At 60.8% G+C, this 17,423-nt stretch carries 15 protein-coding genes; 10 read left to right on the forward strand and 5 right to left on the reverse strand.

Features of this window, described 5'->3' with window-relative positions; genetic code table 11:
- Nucleotides 1-144: 144 nt before the first annotated feature.
- Nucleotides 145-396, reverse strand: coding sequence for a transposase (locus tag GGQ68_RS14255; RefSeq protein WP_183967139.1), 252 nt, complete (start codon nucleotides 394-396; stop codon nucleotides 145-147).
- Nucleotides 397-1,229: 833 nt separating this feature from the next.
- On the opposite strand from GGQ68_RS14255, the gene dusA reads away from it, so the two are divergent.
- The 3 genes from dusA to parE all read left to right on the forward strand — a co-directional run bounded on the left by dusA (nucleotide 1,230) and on the right by parE (nucleotide 6,529).
- On the forward strand, nucleotides 1,230-2,228 hold the full coding sequence (gene dusA, locus GGQ68_RS14260) for a tRNA dihydrouridine(20/20a) synthase DusA (RefSeq protein ID WP_183967141.1): 999 nt from the start codon (nucleotides 1,230-1,232) through the stop codon (nucleotides 2,226-2,228).
- A 298-nt stretch (nucleotides 2,229-2,526) separates the two neighbouring features.
- Complete coding sequence (locus GGQ68_RS14265) at nucleotides 2,527-3,708, forward strand: calcium-binding protein (RefSeq protein ID WP_183967143.1); 1,182 nt, start codon at nucleotides 2,527-2,529, stop codon at nucleotides 3,706-3,708.
- Nucleotides 3,709-4,570: 862 nt separating this feature from the next.
- Nucleotides 4,571-6,529 carry a DNA topoisomerase IV subunit B gene (gene parE / locus GGQ68_RS14270; protein WP_183967145.1) on the forward strand — a complete coding sequence of 653 codons (1,959 nt, stop codon included), beginning with the start codon at nucleotides 4,571-4,573 and terminating at the stop codon, nucleotides 6,527-6,529.
- Between the two features lie 273 nt (nucleotides 6,530-6,802).
- Here parE and GGQ68_RS14275 read toward each other — a convergent pair whose 3' ends face one another.
- The 3 genes from GGQ68_RS14275 to ccmI are packed head-to-tail and all read right to left on the reverse strand — an operon-like array spanning nucleotide 6,803 to nucleotide 8,735.
- Nucleotides 6,803-7,042, reverse strand: a complete 240-nt coding sequence (locus tag GGQ68_RS14275; RefSeq protein WP_183967147.1) for a DUF1289 domain-containing protein — start codon at nucleotides 7,040-7,042, stop codon at nucleotides 6,803-6,805.
- A complete protein-coding gene (gene ruvX, locus GGQ68_RS14280; RefSeq protein WP_183967149.1) occupies nucleotides 7,039-7,512 on the reverse strand; it encodes a Holliday junction resolvase RuvX in 474 nt (157 codons plus the stop codon). Before ruvX ends, GGQ68_RS14275 begins: the two co-directional genes overlap by 4 nt.
- Nucleotides 7,509-8,735, reverse strand: a complete 1,227-nt coding sequence (ccmI, locus tag GGQ68_RS14285) for a c-type cytochrome biogenesis protein CcmI (RefSeq protein ID WP_183967150.1) — start codon at nucleotides 8,733-8,735, stop codon at nucleotides 7,509-7,511. The genes ruvX and ccmI overlap by 4 nt, the downstream gene beginning before the upstream one ends.
- A 215-nt stretch (nucleotides 8,736-8,950) precedes the next feature.
- On the opposite strand from ccmI, the gene GGQ68_RS14290 reads away from it, so the two are divergent.
- The 7 genes from GGQ68_RS14290 to rarD all read left to right on the forward strand — a co-directional run bounded on the left by GGQ68_RS14290 (nucleotide 8,951) and on the right by rarD (nucleotide 16,825).
- Nucleotides 8,951-10,198, forward strand: coding sequence for a sarcosine oxidase subunit beta family protein (locus GGQ68_RS14290; RefSeq protein ID WP_183967152.1), 1,248 nt, complete (start codon nucleotides 8,951-8,953; stop codon nucleotides 10,196-10,198).
- Nucleotides 10,199-10,209: 11 nt separating this feature from the next.
- On the forward strand, nucleotides 10,210-10,548 hold the full coding sequence (locus GGQ68_RS14295) for a sarcosine oxidase subunit delta (RefSeq protein WP_183967154.1): 339 nt from the start codon (nucleotides 10,210-10,212) through the stop codon (nucleotides 10,546-10,548).
- 60 nt (nucleotides 10,549-10,608) lie between these two features.
- Complete coding sequence (locus tag GGQ68_RS14300) at nucleotides 10,609-13,617, forward strand: sarcosine oxidase subunit alpha family protein (protein WP_183967156.1); 3,009 nt, start codon at nucleotides 10,609-10,611, stop codon at nucleotides 13,615-13,617.
- Complete coding sequence (locus GGQ68_RS14305) at nucleotides 13,610-14,164, forward strand: sarcosine oxidase subunit gamma (RefSeq protein ID WP_183967158.1); 555 nt, start codon at nucleotides 13,610-13,612, stop codon at nucleotides 14,162-14,164. Before GGQ68_RS14300 ends, GGQ68_RS14305 begins: the two co-directional genes overlap by 8 nt.
- 67 nt (nucleotides 14,165-14,231) lie before the next feature.
- Nucleotides 14,232-14,651, forward strand: a complete 420-nt coding sequence (locus GGQ68_RS14310) for a hypothetical protein (protein ID WP_183967160.1) — start codon at nucleotides 14,232-14,234, stop codon at nucleotides 14,649-14,651.
- 147 nt (nucleotides 14,652-14,798) lie between these two features.
- Complete coding sequence (locus tag GGQ68_RS14315) at nucleotides 14,799-15,398, forward strand: superoxide dismutase (RefSeq protein ID WP_183967162.1); 600 nt, start codon at nucleotides 14,799-14,801, stop codon at nucleotides 15,396-15,398.
- A gap of 512 nt (nucleotides 15,399-15,910) precedes the next feature.
- Nucleotides 15,911-16,825 carry an EamA family transporter RarD gene (rarD, locus tag GGQ68_RS14320; protein WP_183967164.1) on the forward strand — a complete coding sequence of 305 codons (915 nt, stop codon included), beginning with the start codon at nucleotides 15,911-15,913 and terminating at the stop codon, nucleotides 16,823-16,825.
- Here rarD and GGQ68_RS14325 read toward each other — a convergent pair.
- Nucleotides 16,768-17,319 (reverse strand): LOG family protein, encoded by a 552-nt coding sequence (locus GGQ68_RS14325; RefSeq protein ID WP_183967165.1) that lies wholly within the window; start codon nucleotides 17,317-17,319, stop codon nucleotides 16,768-16,770. The genes rarD and GGQ68_RS14325 overlap by 58 nt on opposite strands.
- Nucleotides 17,320-17,423 lie beyond the last annotated feature (104 nt).

Below are 17,423 nucleotides of genomic sequence, written 5' to 3' on the forward strand. Positions count from 1 at the left end.
CACATCTTGGGACACGTTCGTCGTTGGAGCGCGACGAAAGCGCCGTCCGCCGGAGCAGCAATTTAATCCAAGTGCCTGCATCGCCATGTCTCGTTGCACGAGAGGGGGTAACCCGCGGCTGGGTTGAGAGCGACGCATACGCCATCAGGCCAAAAGCGCATCCCTCTCCTCCGGGAGCATACGGTTCTCTTTCCGCAGTTCAGCGATCTCGGGTTCCGGATCGGACTGGATGGGCGGTTTCTCAGAATTGCGCCGTTCCCGCTGTATCCAGCGTTTCAGCGTCGAGAAGCCGATCCCAGAACCTGCGGTCACCTGCTTTCGCGGCAGCCCGCTGGTCAAAGCCACGCGCACTGCTTTGGCGCGGAATTCTGCGGTCGGTCGTGACCCCGTCTGCATTCGCCTTTGCCACACGATACGTGGTCAAAGTAGCGGAACACATCCGTGACAGGTCCAGATCGGGACTTGTCCGGCGCAGGGCTTCCAGAACGATTTCCCCCCGGCGCTAAATGTCCGTTCGGGATTTTCGACAAAGCGCTGTAGAGTGACCGCGAGCACCGCGGCGAGGCTACGCCGGTTGGCGCGTCCCCATGTCCGGGCGACGGTTTCAAGTCGCCTGAGTGCACGCCGCAGACGCCGCCGCGGCCAAACAGCAAGATTGCCGGTAGGCTGCACAAATCTAATCTCTGTCGTTGTGTGAATTGCAAAACGGTCGCGATGGGCTGACGTGAGCGGCAGAAATCCTTGACGGGCAAAGAAACGCATTTCCACTGGTGAGATCTGCGCTGTCTTGTCCCGCATTGCGCGCACAGGCGCGACCGGGCGATCAGCGTACCAATTGAAATGCCACGATTTTAAGTGTGAGCAGCACATTTCTCCGCCAGCTTGCACTGCGGAACGGCTTCCGATTTCGAAAAGGTCACCTTTCCGCTCTTCTTGATGCGTACCTGAGCTGTGACGCTCGGCTTGCCGGCCGTTTTGGTGCGTGTCGTGATGGTTGCGGTTTTCACGCCTTTCCTTGTTGGAAGGACGATGGGGGCGACTGATTTCGCTCGGACCTCGGGGAGCGAAAAATCCTGGTAGCCTCCCTGTCGGTGAGTGCGTGACCTCTGTAAGCTCCGGTGCTACAAGACGCGTTCCGAGTGCTGAATTTGTGGCACCGGCTGCCAAAATCGTCGCGAGTAGTGGCGAAAGATCGCAAATCGTAGCCGCCATCGACGGAGGGCCAGCCAATGAAACAAGGGAATTGCAATGTGGTTGACGCCGCCCGCCTCTCTGTCGCCCCGATGATGGATTGGACGGATCGCCATTGCCGATATTTTCACCGCCTGATGTCGACCAGGACGTTGCTTTACACTGAAATGGTGACTGCGCCTGCGTTGGTTCGGGGGGGTGCATTGCATTTGCTGGACTTCGATCCCGAAGAACACCCCGTGGCCTTGCAGTTGGGTGGCTCAGATCCACAGGAATTGGCCCAGGCCGCAAGGTTGGGGGCGCAGGCGGGCTATGACGAGGTCAACCTGAACTGCGGCTGCCCGTCGGATCGTGTGCAATCCGGAACCTTCGGCGCTGTTCTGATGAAGTACCCGGAGACCGTGGTCGATTGCATCAAGGCCATGCAGGACGCCGTGGATGTCGATGTCACGGTGAAATGCCGGATCGGGGTCGATGATCAGGATCCCGAAATCGTGCTGCCGGATTTTCTGGAGCGCTTGCAGAGGGCTGGATGCATGCGTGTCACGATCCACGCGCGCAAGGCGTGGCTGCAAGGTTTGTCCCCAAAGGAAAACCGCGATGTCCCGCCGTTGGATTACAACCTGGTGCGACGTATGCGGACGGAGTTTCCGAACATGCATCTGTCGGTCAATGGCGGGATACGGACCCTGGCCGAGACGCAGGGCTTTCTGCATGATGGCCTGGACGGGGTGATGATCGGGCGCGTGGCCTATCATCAACCGTGGGACATTTTGGGCACGGCGGATGCGCTGTGGGGCGACACCCCGCATCAGAGCCGAGAAGAGGTGGTGGCCAAGATGCTGCCGTATATCGCCGGTCATATCGCAAAGGGTGGCAAGCTGAACCAGGTGACGCGACACATGCTCGGCCTTTTTGCCGGACGCCCCGGAGCACGTCGCTGGCGACAGATATTGTCGACTGAGGCGCACAAGCCCGGAGCCGGACCGGGCGTGGTCGAGGAAGCGCTTGCAGCCGTGCTGGCAGAGGCGGCCTGAGCCGCGACGCACGGCCTTTGAGCCCGGATCGAACAGGCCCCGGGGTGGGGGAATCGACATCAGCATACAGGCTTGCTCCGGGCTCGGCCTGTTGCCGACAGGTCAAGGTCTGCGGCATCAGCCCGTCCAATTCGTCACTTCTCGATCCAATGTTTCAGGCTTGGAAACAACTGCAGGCGCGTGTCCACTTATTTCCCCTATATCTCAATTCTTGGTATAGAATTTGGCAACATCTTGTTAACGATTGATCATACGTGCGATCTGCAGCGCGTTTGCTTGTGTGAAAAGGATAAATGTCATGCTGATGCTCACCCTCTTGCCCATGTTGCTTCTGGCGGGCATCGGAAGCCTCTGGGACGACTCGTCGGATGATAGCGACGATGGTTTGCCGGACAGCGGCCCAACACCTGGGGCTGAACCAGAGACCGAAGTTGACCCCGGGTTTGGAACCAACGCGGCGGATGATGTCGTATTGGATGGTGAAAGCACACTTTTCTATGCGCTCGGCGGCGATGACATGGTTGATGCCGGCTCTGGCAGCGACACCATCGATGGCGGTGCTGGCGCGGACACGCTGATGGGCGCAGGCGGAGATGACCTTATCTATGCCGACACCGGCAATGACCTTGCCTACGGCAACGCGGGCGACGACACGCTGCGTGGCGAAGACGGGGACGATACCCTGCTCGGCAACCTCGGCGAGGACAAGTTGGTTGGGGGTGACGGCGATGACTCGCTGGATGGCGGTCCCAACAATGACAAGCTGGTTGGCGACGCAGGCGATGACACGCTGATAGGCGCCGGCGGTGGCGACAGGATGATCGGTGGCACCGGGGCGGATCTGATCGACGGCGGCATGGGGAACGATACGCTGCTGGGTGGCGGCGGCAACGACACCCTGCTGGGTGGCGACGGCGACGACTTCTTCGATCCGGGTTTTGGCACGAACAGCGTTGTTGGCGGTGAGGGCGATGACTCGGTTCAGGTGACTGGCGGTCTGGGCACCATCGACACGGGCGAGGGTGACGACTCCGTCGCCATCGTGGGCGATGAGGCGGATTCTTCTCTGGTGTCCTATGATGTGATGCTTGGTGATGGTGACGACGTCTTTGCCAGCGAGAACAGTGACAGCACGGTCGATGGCGGCGCCGGGGCGGATACACTTGTGGGCGATGGGACGCTGATCGGCGGTACGGGCAACGACACCTTTGGCGGCAGCGGCCTGTTCACCGGCGGCGCGGGCGCCGACACCTTTGTTGCGGACAGCACCACCGAGGGAAGCATCACCGACTTTGCCAGTGGCCAGGACATGATCTTGTTCCAGATCCCGGAAGCAGATCTCGACGATGCGACCACAGAGATCGAAGCGATGGCCGACGGGACGTTCGTGGCGCGTGCTCTTGTGGGCGACGAAGTTGTGGCGTTCATGACGTCTGCCACCATCGTCAACCCTGCCGATGTGGCCCTGCAGGGGGTCTGAGCTTGACCATGGTCACACACACCAACTGCGTGTGATTAGACGATCCTTTTGCCGAGTGTCTTGGGCGGCCTTCAAGAGGCCGTTCGAATCCTTGCCGTCAACACCAGAATGCCCTCGCAAAATCTGCGGGGGCAAAACCGTTGTGACGGACGGTGTCGCTGACGTTTCCAGAAGTGCTGCTCCATCACCGGCATCAAGGAACGCGCGGCGGATTCAGCCGGTCGTCATCTGCACCTCGAAGGTCGGGGTGTTGCGACGACGGGGTAACACTGCCCGGTAGGCCAGTGCCCCGGCCCAGCGGCGGCTGCTTCACGGATTCACTGCGCCAAGCGGGCGATGTATGGGACACCTCGGCCATGGGGAGCGTCTTCTCGTCGCTGAACGGACGGCCTGAAAGGTCTGCCTTACCCGCGACATCATACCTGGAAACTCGGCGCGCTTTCTCTGTTGATGATCCAGTGATCTGTGGCGGACAGGAAATGGACTTTGATAATGTCCATGCTCAGATGCGAGGCAAAATTTTTGGATGGTCTCCCAGTGGCTCTTCTCTCAGCAGTGACGGTAATTACCAAGGTTGGCCCAGTGCGACACCGGGTGAAGCGGGGCAATCCGCCTCATCCGCAATCAGGTGAGGGTGCTCTGAAGCGGCTTGAAGTGGATTGGTGTGTGCTGGCGTGGCCGTGACCCGGGTGCGAGCCCCCATTAGGTAAACGTTGCGGGTGCACTGGTTGGCACGCAAAGACGGAATGTCGCGACAGCCCGAACTTTTCACACTGAAAAAGGTCTCGTCTTGCGTTTGTTGTGCCTCTCCTCCACGCGTGCAATACTGGCCTCCAACCACAAAGAACAAACCGGGCACATTATGGCAGACGATCTCCTTCATTCCGCTTCGGAAAACGAATACGACGCCTCGTCCATCGAGGTTCTCGAAGGTCTGGAACCTGTCCGGAAACGTCCCGGGATGTACATTGGCGGCACTGACGAACGGGCACTGCACCACCTTGTCGCCGAGGTGCTCGACAACTCCATGGACGAGGCGGTCGCAGGTCACGCCAATCGAATCGAGATTTTTCTGCACGCGGATTACTCCATGGAGATTCGCGACAATGGCCGCGGCATCCCGATCGACCCGCATCCGAAATTTCCCGGCAAATCCGCGTTGGAGGTCATCCTCTGTACCCTTCACGCAGGCGGTAAATTCTCTGGCGACGCTTACGAGACCTCTGGCGGCCTGCACGGCGTCGGCGCGTCCGTGGTGAACGCATTGTCCGATTCAATGGTCGTGCAAGTTGCGAAAAACAAAGCGCTTTACGAACAGCGGTTTTCTCGCGGCATTCCGCTTGGACCTGTGGAGCAGATCGGTGCGGCACCGAACCGCCGTGGCACCTCCGTCACCTTTCACGCGGATGAGCAGATCTTTGGCGCGCATCGTTTCAAGCCGGCCCGTCTGTTCAAGATGGTCCGCTCCAAGGCTTACCTGTTTTCCGGCGTGGAAATTCGCTGGAAATCCGAAATCGACGATCAGGAAACGCCGAAAGAGGCGACCTTCCACTTCCCCGGCGGTCTGGCTGACTACCTTACGGAAACGCTCGGCAAATCAACCACCTATGCAGAAAGCCCTTTCGCCGGTGTGGTCGATTTCAAGGAGCGGTTTCAGGTTCCGGGCAAGGTCGAGTGGGCCATCAACTGGACCCCGTCGCGCGATGGCTTCATCCAGTCCTACTGTAACACCGTCCCCACGCCTGAGGGCGGCACCCACGAGGCAGGGTTCTGGGCGGCCATCCTGAAGGGCGTACGGGCCTACGGCGAGCTGGTGAACAACAAGAAGGCCGCGCAAATCAACCGCGACGACTTGATCACCGGCGGATGTGCTCTCGTGTCCTGCTTCATTCGCGAACCGGAATTCGTCGGCCAAACCAAGGACCGGCTGGCGACGGTGGAAGCGCAACGTCTGGTGGAAAACGCTGTCCGGGACCACTTTGACAATTGGTTGGCCTCCGATACCAAATCCGCCGGAGCCATCCTCGACTTTCTGATCTTGCGGGCCGAAGAACGCCTTCGGCGCCGTCAGGAGAAGGAAACCGCGCGCAAGACCGCGACGAAAAAGCTGCGCCTTCCGGGCAAATTGACCGACTGCTCCAACAAGGCGCGTGAAGGCACGGAGCTGTTTATCGTCGAGGGTGATTCTGCGGGTGGCTCTGCAAAAGGCGCGCGGTTCCGCGAGACGCAGGCCTTGCTGCCGCTCAAGGGGAAGATTCTGAACGTTCTCGGGGCGGCCTCCAACAAGCTGACGTCAAACGCCGAAATCCGGGACCTCTGCGAGGCTTTGGGCGTGGGGCTCGGCACAAAGTTCAATCTCGACGACCTGCGTTATGAAAAGATTATCATCATGACGGACGCGGACGTGGACGGTGCCCACATTGCCGCGCTTTTGATGACATTTTTCTTCACGCAGATGCGGCCGCTGATCGACAATGGCCACCTCTTCCTCGCGTGCCCTCCGCTCTACCGTCTGACGCAAGGCCCGAAGCGCCTTTATGTGGCGGACGATGCGGCAAAGGAGGCGGCGATGGTCAAAGGGTTGGGCGGCAAGGGTAAAATTGATGTCCAGCGGTTCAAGGGTCTTGGGGAAATGGATGCCAAAGACCTCAAGGAAACGACCATGGACCCCGCGACTCGCACGTTGATCCGCGTCACGATCGATGAGGACGAGCCCGGCGAAACCGGCGACCTTGTGGAGCGCCTGATGGGGAAAAAGCCGGAGCTGCGTTTCCAGTACATTCAGGACAATGCAAAGTTCGTGGAAGAGTTGGATGTGTGAGGTCGCATCGTTTAGATGCGTTGAGAAAGGTTCTTTTTCACGGATCTCGTGATTGGCAAGGTGATTGGACGTCGGCATCGCGGGTAAGGAAATGGCTGTCCCCGCAATGCTCCCCTTGTCAGCCTGCCTGAGGCCATCAACGCATTTTGGCACTGGAAGAAACGCTTTGTGATGGCGCCGTTGAATGCAGTCGGATCGGCTGGCGTTATCGCGGGGCTCTCAGCTCGGAGTCATGAAGGCAAGCGTCTGTTGCGGGCCTTGGGGCTTTCCCTCTCAGGCCTTCGTGTCTTTCAGGCGAGCGGCCCGTCCTCCGCGGCGCTTCTTCAACGCGGCGCGGCGGTTCGGCAAAGCGTCCAGGATGGCGGCGCGGCTCTCAGGAGACTTACTGCCCCATCCTGCAATCTCATCCAACGTGCGCAGGCATCCGGTGCAAATGCCCTCGCGTCGGTGAATGACACAGATGTTGATGCAGGGGCTTTCGACCTCGTCCCGTTTCCAGATGTCTTCGCTCATGTCATCCTCAACACGCGCAGCCGGTCCAGCGCGCCTTGCAGGATGAACGAGGCTGCCACATGGTCAATCACCTCGGCGCGCCGCGCGCGGGAGGTGTCAGCCTCCAGCAACGCGCGCTCGGCGGCGACGGTCGACAAACGTTCGTCCCAAAACCCGATGGGCAGATCAATGCGCTGCGCCAGATTGCGCGCAAAGGCACGGGTCGACTGGCACCGGGGCCCTTCGGAGCCGTCCATGTTGCGCGGCAGGCCAAGAACAATGCCGGTGATGGTGCGGTTCGCGACGATCGCGGCCAGTCGGTCGGCATCCAGCGTGAACTTCTTGCGCTTCACGGTCTCCAGCGGGGTCGCAACGCTGCGCAGCCCGTCCGTCACGGCAACACCGATGGTCTTTGTCCCAAGGTCGAGCCCCATCAGCGCGCCCATCGGGGGCAGGGCGGCGGCGAACTCGGTGATCTCGTCGTGGATCATTCTGCAACCCCGGCGCGTTCGGCGGCCGTTCGCAGGGGGGCCAGTGCGTCCTCGTTGCCCTCGAACACGCGCTGCGCCTCGGTCCAGATGGCGGCGGCCTGATCGGTGTCGCCCAGGGTGGCGAGCGAGGAAATCAGACGTGCCCAGTCCTGCGGCGGCCCCCCTTCGGTGGCGAGCCGGTTGGACAATTGGTCGACCATGCCGCGGATCATGGCCTGGCGGTCCTCAGGTGACATGTCGGCGGCGTTGGCGATGTCTTCAGCTGACGGGCCCGGTCCGCCGTCGAGCGGTGGTAAGGTGAAACGGTTCTGCCCGGCGCGCATGGCCATCTCCTCGATCTGGGCGCGCAGCGGCTCGACCCAGGGATCTGATGGCTGACTGTCGCGCAAAAGCGCCTCCCACATGCGGAAGCCGATGTCCGGTCGCCCGGTTTGCGCCATCATCAAGCCACCGTAGAACCGCGCAACACCATTACGAGCGTCCATGGACAAAGCGCGTTCCAGCGCCTTTTGCGCCTCTGGCGAGACATAGCCGCCCGCCGCAAGCACCATCATATCGGCCAGATCTGCATAGTCTCGGGCGCTGGCATCATCTCCCTTGAGACGGATGATGTTCTGCTGCGCCGCATAGGCCGCTTTGTAATTGCCCAGGGCTGCCTCGGACCGGGCGAGCAGCAGTTGTCCCTGCAGATCGTCTGGACGCTCCTGGGTGGCTGTGCGCAGTCGCTCCACCAACGCGCCGTAGTCGTCGGGGACATCGGCTGGGGGAAGGGTGGGGATGTTGGCTTCGGCCTCGGCCTGAGAACCTCGATCATTCAAGGTGCGCTGCGCCGCGGCGAGCCGCTTTTGCAGCGGCAAGTCTTCGTAGCCTTGCGCGCCCAGCAGGGTGTACAGGCCGAAACCGCCGCCAATCAGCGCCACGGCCATCAGCGCGGCCACAGCTCCGCTGGCGCCCGCGGGCTGGGCGCTGGCGATACTGTCGCCCTGGACCTTGGCGTCGGCGGCCAGCAGACGGCGCGAAATCTCCACCCGCAGGCGCTCGGCCTCTTCGGGGTCGATCTTTCCCCGCGCAGCGTCGGCGTCAATTTCGATCAGCTGGTCACGGTAGACCTGTAGGTCAAAGGCCTCGGCCGGGCCGGTTTCGCGTTTGCCTCGGATAACCGAAAACGCCAGCCCCGCGGCCACCACCAGCGCCACGGCGCCTGTCAGGATCCAGAACAGCATGTTTCCTCCCATGTTTCATATACTGATCTAGATACTCAAAGCGCCTCTTGAAAGGGCAAATGCCGCCAGCGCGGGACCATGTCGCAACCCTGTGATACGGGATGTCGCAGCCCTGTGATACGCCATGTCGCAACTGCGTGATATTATGACGGTTGCATGTCGCTGATTGCACCGATTGGGTGCAAGAAACGGCCAAACGACCCGGGAATCGAGACATGAAACGATATTCTGCCTTTGCCATCGCCCGCGAAGCCCTGTTCTCCGATAACAAAGGATGGGACCGCGCGTGGCGCAAAGCCCAGCCGAAAAAACGTTACGACGTTGTTATCGTTGGTGCCGGGGGTCACGGCCTCGCAACCGCTTATTACCTTGGGAAAAACTTCGGCATCACCAATGTCGCGGTGATCGAAAAGGGCTGGCTGGGGGGCGGCAACACGGGCCGCAACACCACCATCATCCGTTCGAACTACCTGCAGGACCCCTCCGCGGCGCTGTACGAAAAGTCGCGCTCGCTGTACGAGACCATGTCGCAGGATCTCAACTACAACGTCATGTTCAGCCCGCGCGGCGTGCTGATGCTGGCGCAGACGGAACATGAGGTCCGCGGCTACCAGCGCACGGCGCATGCCAATGCTCTGCAAGGTGTCGAGACACGGTTTATCTCTCCCAAAGAGGTCAAGGAGATCGTGCCGATCATCAACCTCGACGGGCCGCGCTACCCGGTTCTGGGTGGCCTGTGGCAAGAGCGCGGGGGCTCTGCGCGCCACGACGCCGTGGCCTGGGGCTATGCCCGTGCCTGTTCCTCCATGGGCATGGACATCATCCAGCAGTGCGAAGTCACCGGCATCACCCGTGAAAACGGTCAGGTGACTGGCGTCGACACCTCCAAGGGGCACATCGGCTGCAACAAACTGGGCATCGTGGTCGCAGGTCACTCCGGTGAACTGGCACGCATGGCAGGCTTCCGTCTGCCGATCGAAAGTGTGCCGCTGCAGGCGCTGGTGTCGGAGCCGATCAAGCCGATCATGGATTGCGTCGTCATGGCCAATACCGTGCACGGTTACATGTCGCAGTCCGACAAGGGCGAGATGGTCATCGGCGGCGGCACAGACAGCTTCAACGCCTTCACGCAGCGCGGCTCGTTCCATCACATCGAACATACCGTCGCGGCGCTGGTCGAGACTTTCCCGATGGTCTCCCGCCTGAAGATGCTGCGCCAGTGGGGCGGTATCGTGGACATGACAGGCGACCGGTCGCCCATCCTGTCGAAGACGCCGGTAGACGGTATCTTCATCAATGGGGGCTGGGGCACTGGCGGTTTCAAGGCGACGCCCGGTTCGGGCTGGGCCTTTGCGGAACTCATGGCCAAAGGGCATTCGCCACTTTGTGCCGACTTCGGGCTGGAACGCTTCGCGGAGGGCCGCTTCATCGACGAAAGCGTTGCCGCCGGCGTGGCTCACTAAGGAGACTGGACATGCTGATTTTCACCTGTCCCTACTGCGGCGTGGCCGCCGAGGAAACCGAACTGGCCGCAGGCGGCGAAGCGCATCTGACGCGCTTTGGCCCCGGCTCGTCGGATGATGATTTCGAAAGCTACCTGTTCACCCGCGAGAACCCCAAAGGCGTGCACTTTGAACGCTGGCGGCATGTCTATGGCTGCGGCAAGTGGTTCCACGCGGCGCGCTGCACGGTCAGCAACGAAGTCTTTGGTACCTATTCGGCACAGACCACCGAGCCGACAGCAGAGATCAGGGAAACGATTTCCAAGAAACGTCCGGGCTGGTCCTGGCGCGACATGAATGGCGAGGGATGAGGTAGAAATGATCCACATTCTTGCATATATCCAACCTATCCACAGGGGAGGTGCTGACGCATGAGCACCCGTGTCGCCAAAGGCGGTCGCCTGATCGACCGCTCCAAAACGATTGAATTCACCTTCAACGGCAAGCGCTTTCAGGGCCATGCCGGGGACACTCTGGCCTCGGCTCTTTTGAGCGCCAATCAGATGCTGGTGGGCCGCTCGTTCAAGTATCACCGTCCGCGTGGCATCGTCGCCTCTGGCGTCGAAGAGCCCAACGCCATCGTCAACCTGGGCGAGGGCAACAAGCACGAGCCGAACCAGCGCGCCACCACCACCGAGCTGTTCCACGGACTGACCGCGACATCGCAGAACCACTGGCCGTCGCTGGAATACGACGTCGGTGCCGTAAACGGGCTGTTGGGGCGGTTCCTGACCGCTGGTTTTTACTACAAAACCTTCATCCACCCGCGCCCGTTCTGGAAGCACATCTACGAACCCTTCATCCGCCAGTCTGCGGGCCTGGGCAAGGCGCCGGATCCAGAAACGCGTGATCCCGATCACTACGAGCATTTCTACGCCTTCGTCGATGTGCTGGTGGTCGGCGGCGGTGTGGCCGGTCTGCAAGCGGCGAAAGCGGCGGCAGTGTCCGGAAAGCGCGTCATGCTGATCGAGCAGACCGCCCATTGGGGCGGCCGCGCCGTGGTTGACGGTGGCGAGATCGACGGAAAACCTGTCGACACCTGGGTGAACGATACGCTGCAAGCCCTTGAAGGCATGGAGAATGTCCGCATCCGCTCCCGCATGATGGGGGCAGGGGTCTATGACCACGGTTATGTTCTGGGCTACGAGCGCGTAAACGATCACGCGCCGGAAATCGGTGGTCCGCGTCACCGACTGTGGCGCATCCGTGCCAAGCAGATTGTGACCGCGACAGGCGCGCTGGAACGTCCGCTGTCCTTTGCGGGCAACGACATTCCGGGTGTCATGCTGGCCTCTGCCGTGCGCGACTACCTTGTGAACTATGGCGTATCACCGGGCGACCGCACCGTGGTCGTGACCAACAACGATGACGCCTATCGCACTGCCATCGCGTTGAAGCAGGCGGGCCTGGCCGTGCCCTGTATCATCGACGCACGTCACGAGGGCGGTGGCCAGTTGATGAAAGAGGCGCAAGCCCTTGGTATTCGCGTGGAAATGGGACATGGCATTGCCAAGGTTCATGGTGGCAAGCGCGTGTCGGGCGTCTCGCTCTGCCGTCAAAACGGCGAGGGCAACGTGCTGGAGGACATCGACTGCGACGCAGTGGCAATGTCCGGTGGCTGGTCGCCTGTTGTACACCTCTGGTCACATAATGGCGGTAAGCTGACGTGGGATGCGGATAAGGCATTCTTCAAACCTGATCCGAGCCGCGCGCCCATCGGCGACGATGGTAAACCGAACGTGATCACTGCGGGGGCGGCCTCTGGCCATCTTCGTCTGAAGGACCTGCTCGAAGACGCTGATAACGCAGGCAAAACGTCGGCGGGGCTCGAAGCCGCTTCTGACGCACCAACAGGCAGCGATGCCGATGAGGTCGCGCTGGAACCCGTGTGGCTGATGCCGTCCGGTGCGCACTACGGTCTGCGTCTCAAAGCGTGGCTGGATTACCAAAACGATGTGAAAGTCTCCGACGTACAACTCGCCGCCCGCGAGGGCTACGAGAGTGTTGAGCACACCAAGCGTTACACCACGCTCGGCATGGCGACGGACCAAGGAAAGCTGAGTAACATCAACGGCTTGGCGATATTGTCAGGCGCACTTGGTGCGGATATTCCGAACGTGGGCACCACCACCTTCCGTCCGCCGTACACAACCATTTCGATGGGGGCGATCACCGGCGATGCGCGGGGTGATCTGTTCCATCCGGTGCGCAAGACGCCGATCTCAGATTGGAGCATTGCGCATGGTGCGGACCTGGAGCCGGTCGGCGACTGGCGGCGGCCTTATACCTATCTGCGCGATGGCGAGACTCGGGAAACCGCTGTCATCCGCGAGATCAAGGCCACCCGCGAAAGCGTCGGTTTGCTCGATGCGTCGACGCTGGGCAAGATCATCGTCAAGGGGCCGGATGCGGGCCGCTTCATGGACATGCTCTACACCAACATGATGAGCTCCCTGAAGCCGGGCAAATGCCGCTACGGCCTGATGTGCTCAGAGAACGGCTTCCTGTCGGATGACGGCGTCGTGGCGCGGATCGACGAGGACACGTTCCTTTGCCACACCACCACCGGCGGCGCGGATCGCATCCACGCCCACATGGAGGAATGGCTGCAAACGGAATGGTGGGACTGGAAGGTCTACACCGCCAACGTGACCGAACAATATGCCCAGATCGGCGTGGTCGGTCCCAATGCGCGCAAGCTTCTGGAAAAGCTCGGCGGCATGGACGTGTCCAAGGAGGCGATGGCCTTCATGGAATGGAAAGACGGCGAACTGGCGGGCTTCCCCGTTCGGGTGTACCGGATCTCCTTCTCGGGCGAGCTGTCCTACGAGGTGTCGGTCCCGGCGAGCCAGGGCCGTGCGCTTTGGGACAAGCTGATGGAAGAGGGCAAAGAGTTCAACGCGACGCCCTACGGCACCGAGGCGCTGCACGTCATGCGGGCCGAAAAGGGCTTCATCATGATCGGGGACGAAACCGACGGCACCGTGATCCCGCAGGATCTGGGGCTGCATTGGGCGATCTCCAAGAAGAAGGACGACTACATCGGCAAGCGGGCGCAAACGCGTCGCTTCATGGACAATGCCGACCGCTGGCAACTGGTGGGTCTGGAAACCGTCGATGGTTCCGTCCTGCCGGATGGTGCCTATGCAGTGGCTGCGGGCAAGAACGCCAACGGCCAGCGCAACACCCAAGGGCGCGTGACCTCCACCTACTATTCGCCGACGCTCGAAAAGGGGATCGCCATGGGTCTGGTCCACAACGGGCCTCAGCGCATGGGCGAGGTCATCCCCTTCATGAAGGACGACGGCGAAACCGTGGTCGAAGCCAAGATCGTAAATGCGGTGTTCTACGACCCCGAAGGAGAGAAGCAGAATGTCTGACCTGAAAAACTTCGACGGGCTGGTGTCGATCCGCGAGATCGAAGGCCAGGGCATGTTGGTGGTGCGCGGAGATTTCTCCGCGCCTGCCTTTCGCGAAGCGGTCTGCGCGCTGGCCGGGGTGGATTTCCCCGAACAACGCCAGGCAGTGGTGCGGGACGGTCGCGGCTTGCTGTGGATGTCACCGGACGAATTGATGGTCATGCTGCCGCGTGCCGAGGCCTCGCGTGCGCGCGCCGATTTGGCCGCGAAACTGGCAGATCAGCACGCGCTGGTGGGCGACGTTTCGGACGCCCGTGTACACTTCCAGATCGAGGGCCGCGTGGTGCGTGAAACCATTGCCAAGTTGGCCCCGGTGGATATGCACCCCGACGTCTTTGCGCCGGGCACCCTGCGTCGCACGCGCTTTGGTCAAGTGGCGACAGCGGTTTGGCTGCTGGATGAACGCACCGCGCGCGTCTTCTGCTTTCGGTCCGTGCGCGACTACATGGCCAAATTGTTGGCGGTTGCTGCCGACGAAAAGAGCGAAGTGGCTTACTTTCAGAAGTAATGCTCGTTCGGTTGTCTTTGCCGCCTCGCAAGCAGATAGTGAGGCGGCAAAGACAAAGGATATCCCTATGAAGCGGTGTTTTGGCCTGGTTGCCGGTTTGGTTCTGGCAGCCAGCGGAGCTTTGGCGGCACCGGATGTGGTCGGGTACAAGTGCATCATCAAAGGCGCTGGCGACGGCGACTGGATTCAGCCGCTCATTTTCATCGCCTATAATCGCGATGCAGAGCGCGTTGTCGTGTCTGACCCGATGATTCTTGCGTTCAACGATGGTATTCCAGTGACGGGCCGGGTCGTGACCGACAACAGCAAGCGCACCACATTTGCGTGGGATGTTCAGATCACTCTAAATGTCAGCCCAGTGACCATGGGTTTTCGGGGCACTTACGTGAAATCCAATGGTGTCTTCTCGGTTGTGGCGACGCCGCGCGGGTATTCCAACAATTTCACACGCGGTGGAACGTGCAAACTGGATCGTCTGGAGAGTTAATTTTGTTGCTTAAACCGGTGCCTTTGCAGCTTTACACAGGACTTGCGCGGTGCCGCTTCCGTCTAAATTGCACAGGATCACTTGACGTTGGGGTCCTACCGGAACAGGTAAGTAGGCGAGAGTTAACAAACAGGAGAGGGTGACCAAATGGCATTCGAACTTCCCGATCTTCCCTATGCGCACGATGCGCTGGCGTCTTCCGGCATGAGCCAGGAGACAATGGAGTATCACCACGATATCCACCACAAGGCCTACGTCGATAACGGCAACAAGCTTATCGAAGGCACTGAATGGGCGGGCAAATCCGTCGAAGAGATCGTAAAGGGCACCTACGACGCGAACGCCGTCGCCCAGTCCGGTATCTTCAACAACGCCTCGCAGCACTGGAACCACTCGCAGTTCTGGGAAATGATGGGCCCGGGCAACGAGGCTATGCCCTCCGAGCTTGAAGCGGCGATCAAGGAGTCTTTCGGCTCGGTCGACAAATTCAAAGACGAGTTCGCGGCAGCGGGCGGCGGTCAGTTCGGCTCCGGCTGGGCATGGCTGGTCAAAGACACCGATGGCGGCCTGAAGGTCACCAAGACCGAAAACGGCGTTAACCCGCTGTGCTTCGGCCAGACCGCGCTGCTGGGCTGCGACGTGTGGGAGCACTCCTACTACATCGACTTCCGCAATAAGCGTCCGGCGTATCTGAAGAACTTCCTCGACAACTTGGTGAACTGGGAAAACGTCGCATCGCGCATGTAATCCTCACTTAGGTTAGATACAGAAGGGGCGTGGCGCAGGCTGCGCCCCTTTTCTTTTCAGAGGCTGCCCGCGATTGCGCAGGCGCGAGCTTCCATCGTTGGCGGTCGCTGCCGATCCTGACACTCATGCCGTTTTCGACCAGGTTGACGGCAGTCTCTGCATGGTGCGTCTTGATCCGGTGAGCCTTGTTTGCAGCAATCTTTGCGTCGTCTCAGGACATCGTCTGACCTAGAAAAGGGCACCTTGCCCCATCCAGATGCAGCAAGTCTTGACCAAGGACAAGCAGGGGCGTGACGCGCGCCTGACGAGGCTGGGTGAATTTGCCGAGATCAGCGGTGGCTCCGACCTTTCCGGATGCAACCTTTGCAATGAAGCGCCTGGCGCACGGACACGTTCTTGTCAGCGTTTTGCAGGGCAGACCTCTGGGATGGACCATCCGATCCTTGACGGACAGCGGGTTGCAGGGGGCCTGCGGCGGGCCTAAACATTCTCCCAACACTGTCGGAGCGCGCATGTCCCCCCAATTCCAAGGTATCCTCGCCATGATCGGCGCCTGCACGATTTGGGGACTGTCACCAATCTACTACAAGCTGCTCAAGGATGTACCGCCGCTGGAATTGCTGGCGCACCGCACGCTCTGGTCGCTGGTGGTCTTCGCGTCGATCCTTGCGATGCAGGGTAAGCTTGCACGACTGCGCGCGGCGCTGGGGTCTGCGCGCGCAGTGGTGGTGATCGCCTTTGCCGCGCTCATGATCTCCGCCAACTGGTACTTGTTCATCTTTTCGGTGCAACAAGGACACGTTACGCAGACCTCGCTTGGGTACTATATGTTCCCGCTGGTCGCGGTGCTGATCGGGACCGTGGTGCTCGGCGAAAAACTCAAGCCTTTGCAATGGTTTGCTGTGGCGCTCGCCGTGGTGGCGGTGGTGCAGCTGACCATCGGGCTGGGAGTCGCGCCCTGGATTTCGCTGACGCTGGCGGCGACGTTTGGCCTGTATGGGTTGGTGAAAAAGCAGCTGACGGTTGGGCCGATGGTGTCGGTCACTGCCGAGGTGCTGGTGCTCTCCCCCATCGCACTGTGCTGGCTGGCGGTGGTGCATGGCCGGGGCGACGGTGTTTTTGGCACGGACTTTGGCACCTCTGCGCTGCTGATGTTTTCCGGCTTTCTGACGGCGCTGCCGTTAATCCTGTTTTCCGCGGCCGCGCAGCGGGTGAACATGGTGACGGTCGGGCTGTTGCAGTACATCAACCCGACCTTGCAATTCTTCTGTGCCGTGGTGTTGTTCGGCGAGGCGCTGAACACGTTCCAGCTCGCGGCCTTTGGCCTGATCTGGACGGCTTTGGCGCTGTATTCCGGTCAGTCGGTGGCTCAGGAAAGAGCGCGCCGCAGAAGCGTCATGACCTCTGCCGCCGAATTCCCGCGCTGAACGAAATCCAGCAGAGACGCATCGGCAAAGCCGTTGTCCACAACGTGATCAAGCAGCGCCTTGAGCGGTCCCCAATAGCCGTTCACATCCATCAACACGATGGGTTTGTCATGCAGGCCAAGCTGCCGCCATGTGAGCACCTCAAAGAACTCGTCCAGCGATCCCGGCCCACCGGGCATTACAACCACAGCGTCGGCGTTCATCACCATGACTTTCTTTCGCTCGTGCATGGTCTCGGTCACGATAAACCGCGTGAGATCTGTCTTGCCCACTTCCATCGCCATCAGATGTGTCGGGATGACGCCAAAGGTGTCCGCCCCTGCGTCCTGCGCCGCGCGCGCGACGGTGCCCATCAGCCCGACGTCACCGGCCCCATACACCAGACGCCAGCCTTCCGAGGCCAGCGCACCGCCCAGCCGCGCAGCTTCCTCGGCAAAGGCAGAATCAGTGCCGGAGCGGGAGCCGCAGTAAACGCAGATAGACTTTTGAGACATGGCAGAGCACCTTCAGGGAAATAATGGGCTTTTGACCGTTGGTAGCCCTTGGTTTATACACGCTCAACTAATCTGTGACAGTCGGCTGGGGGCTGACCGAAACA

It is taken from the genome of Sagittula marina, from assembly GCF_014196795.1.
Lineage (GTDB): Bacteria > Pseudomonadota > Alphaproteobacteria > Rhodobacterales > Rhodobacteraceae > Sagittula > Sagittula marina.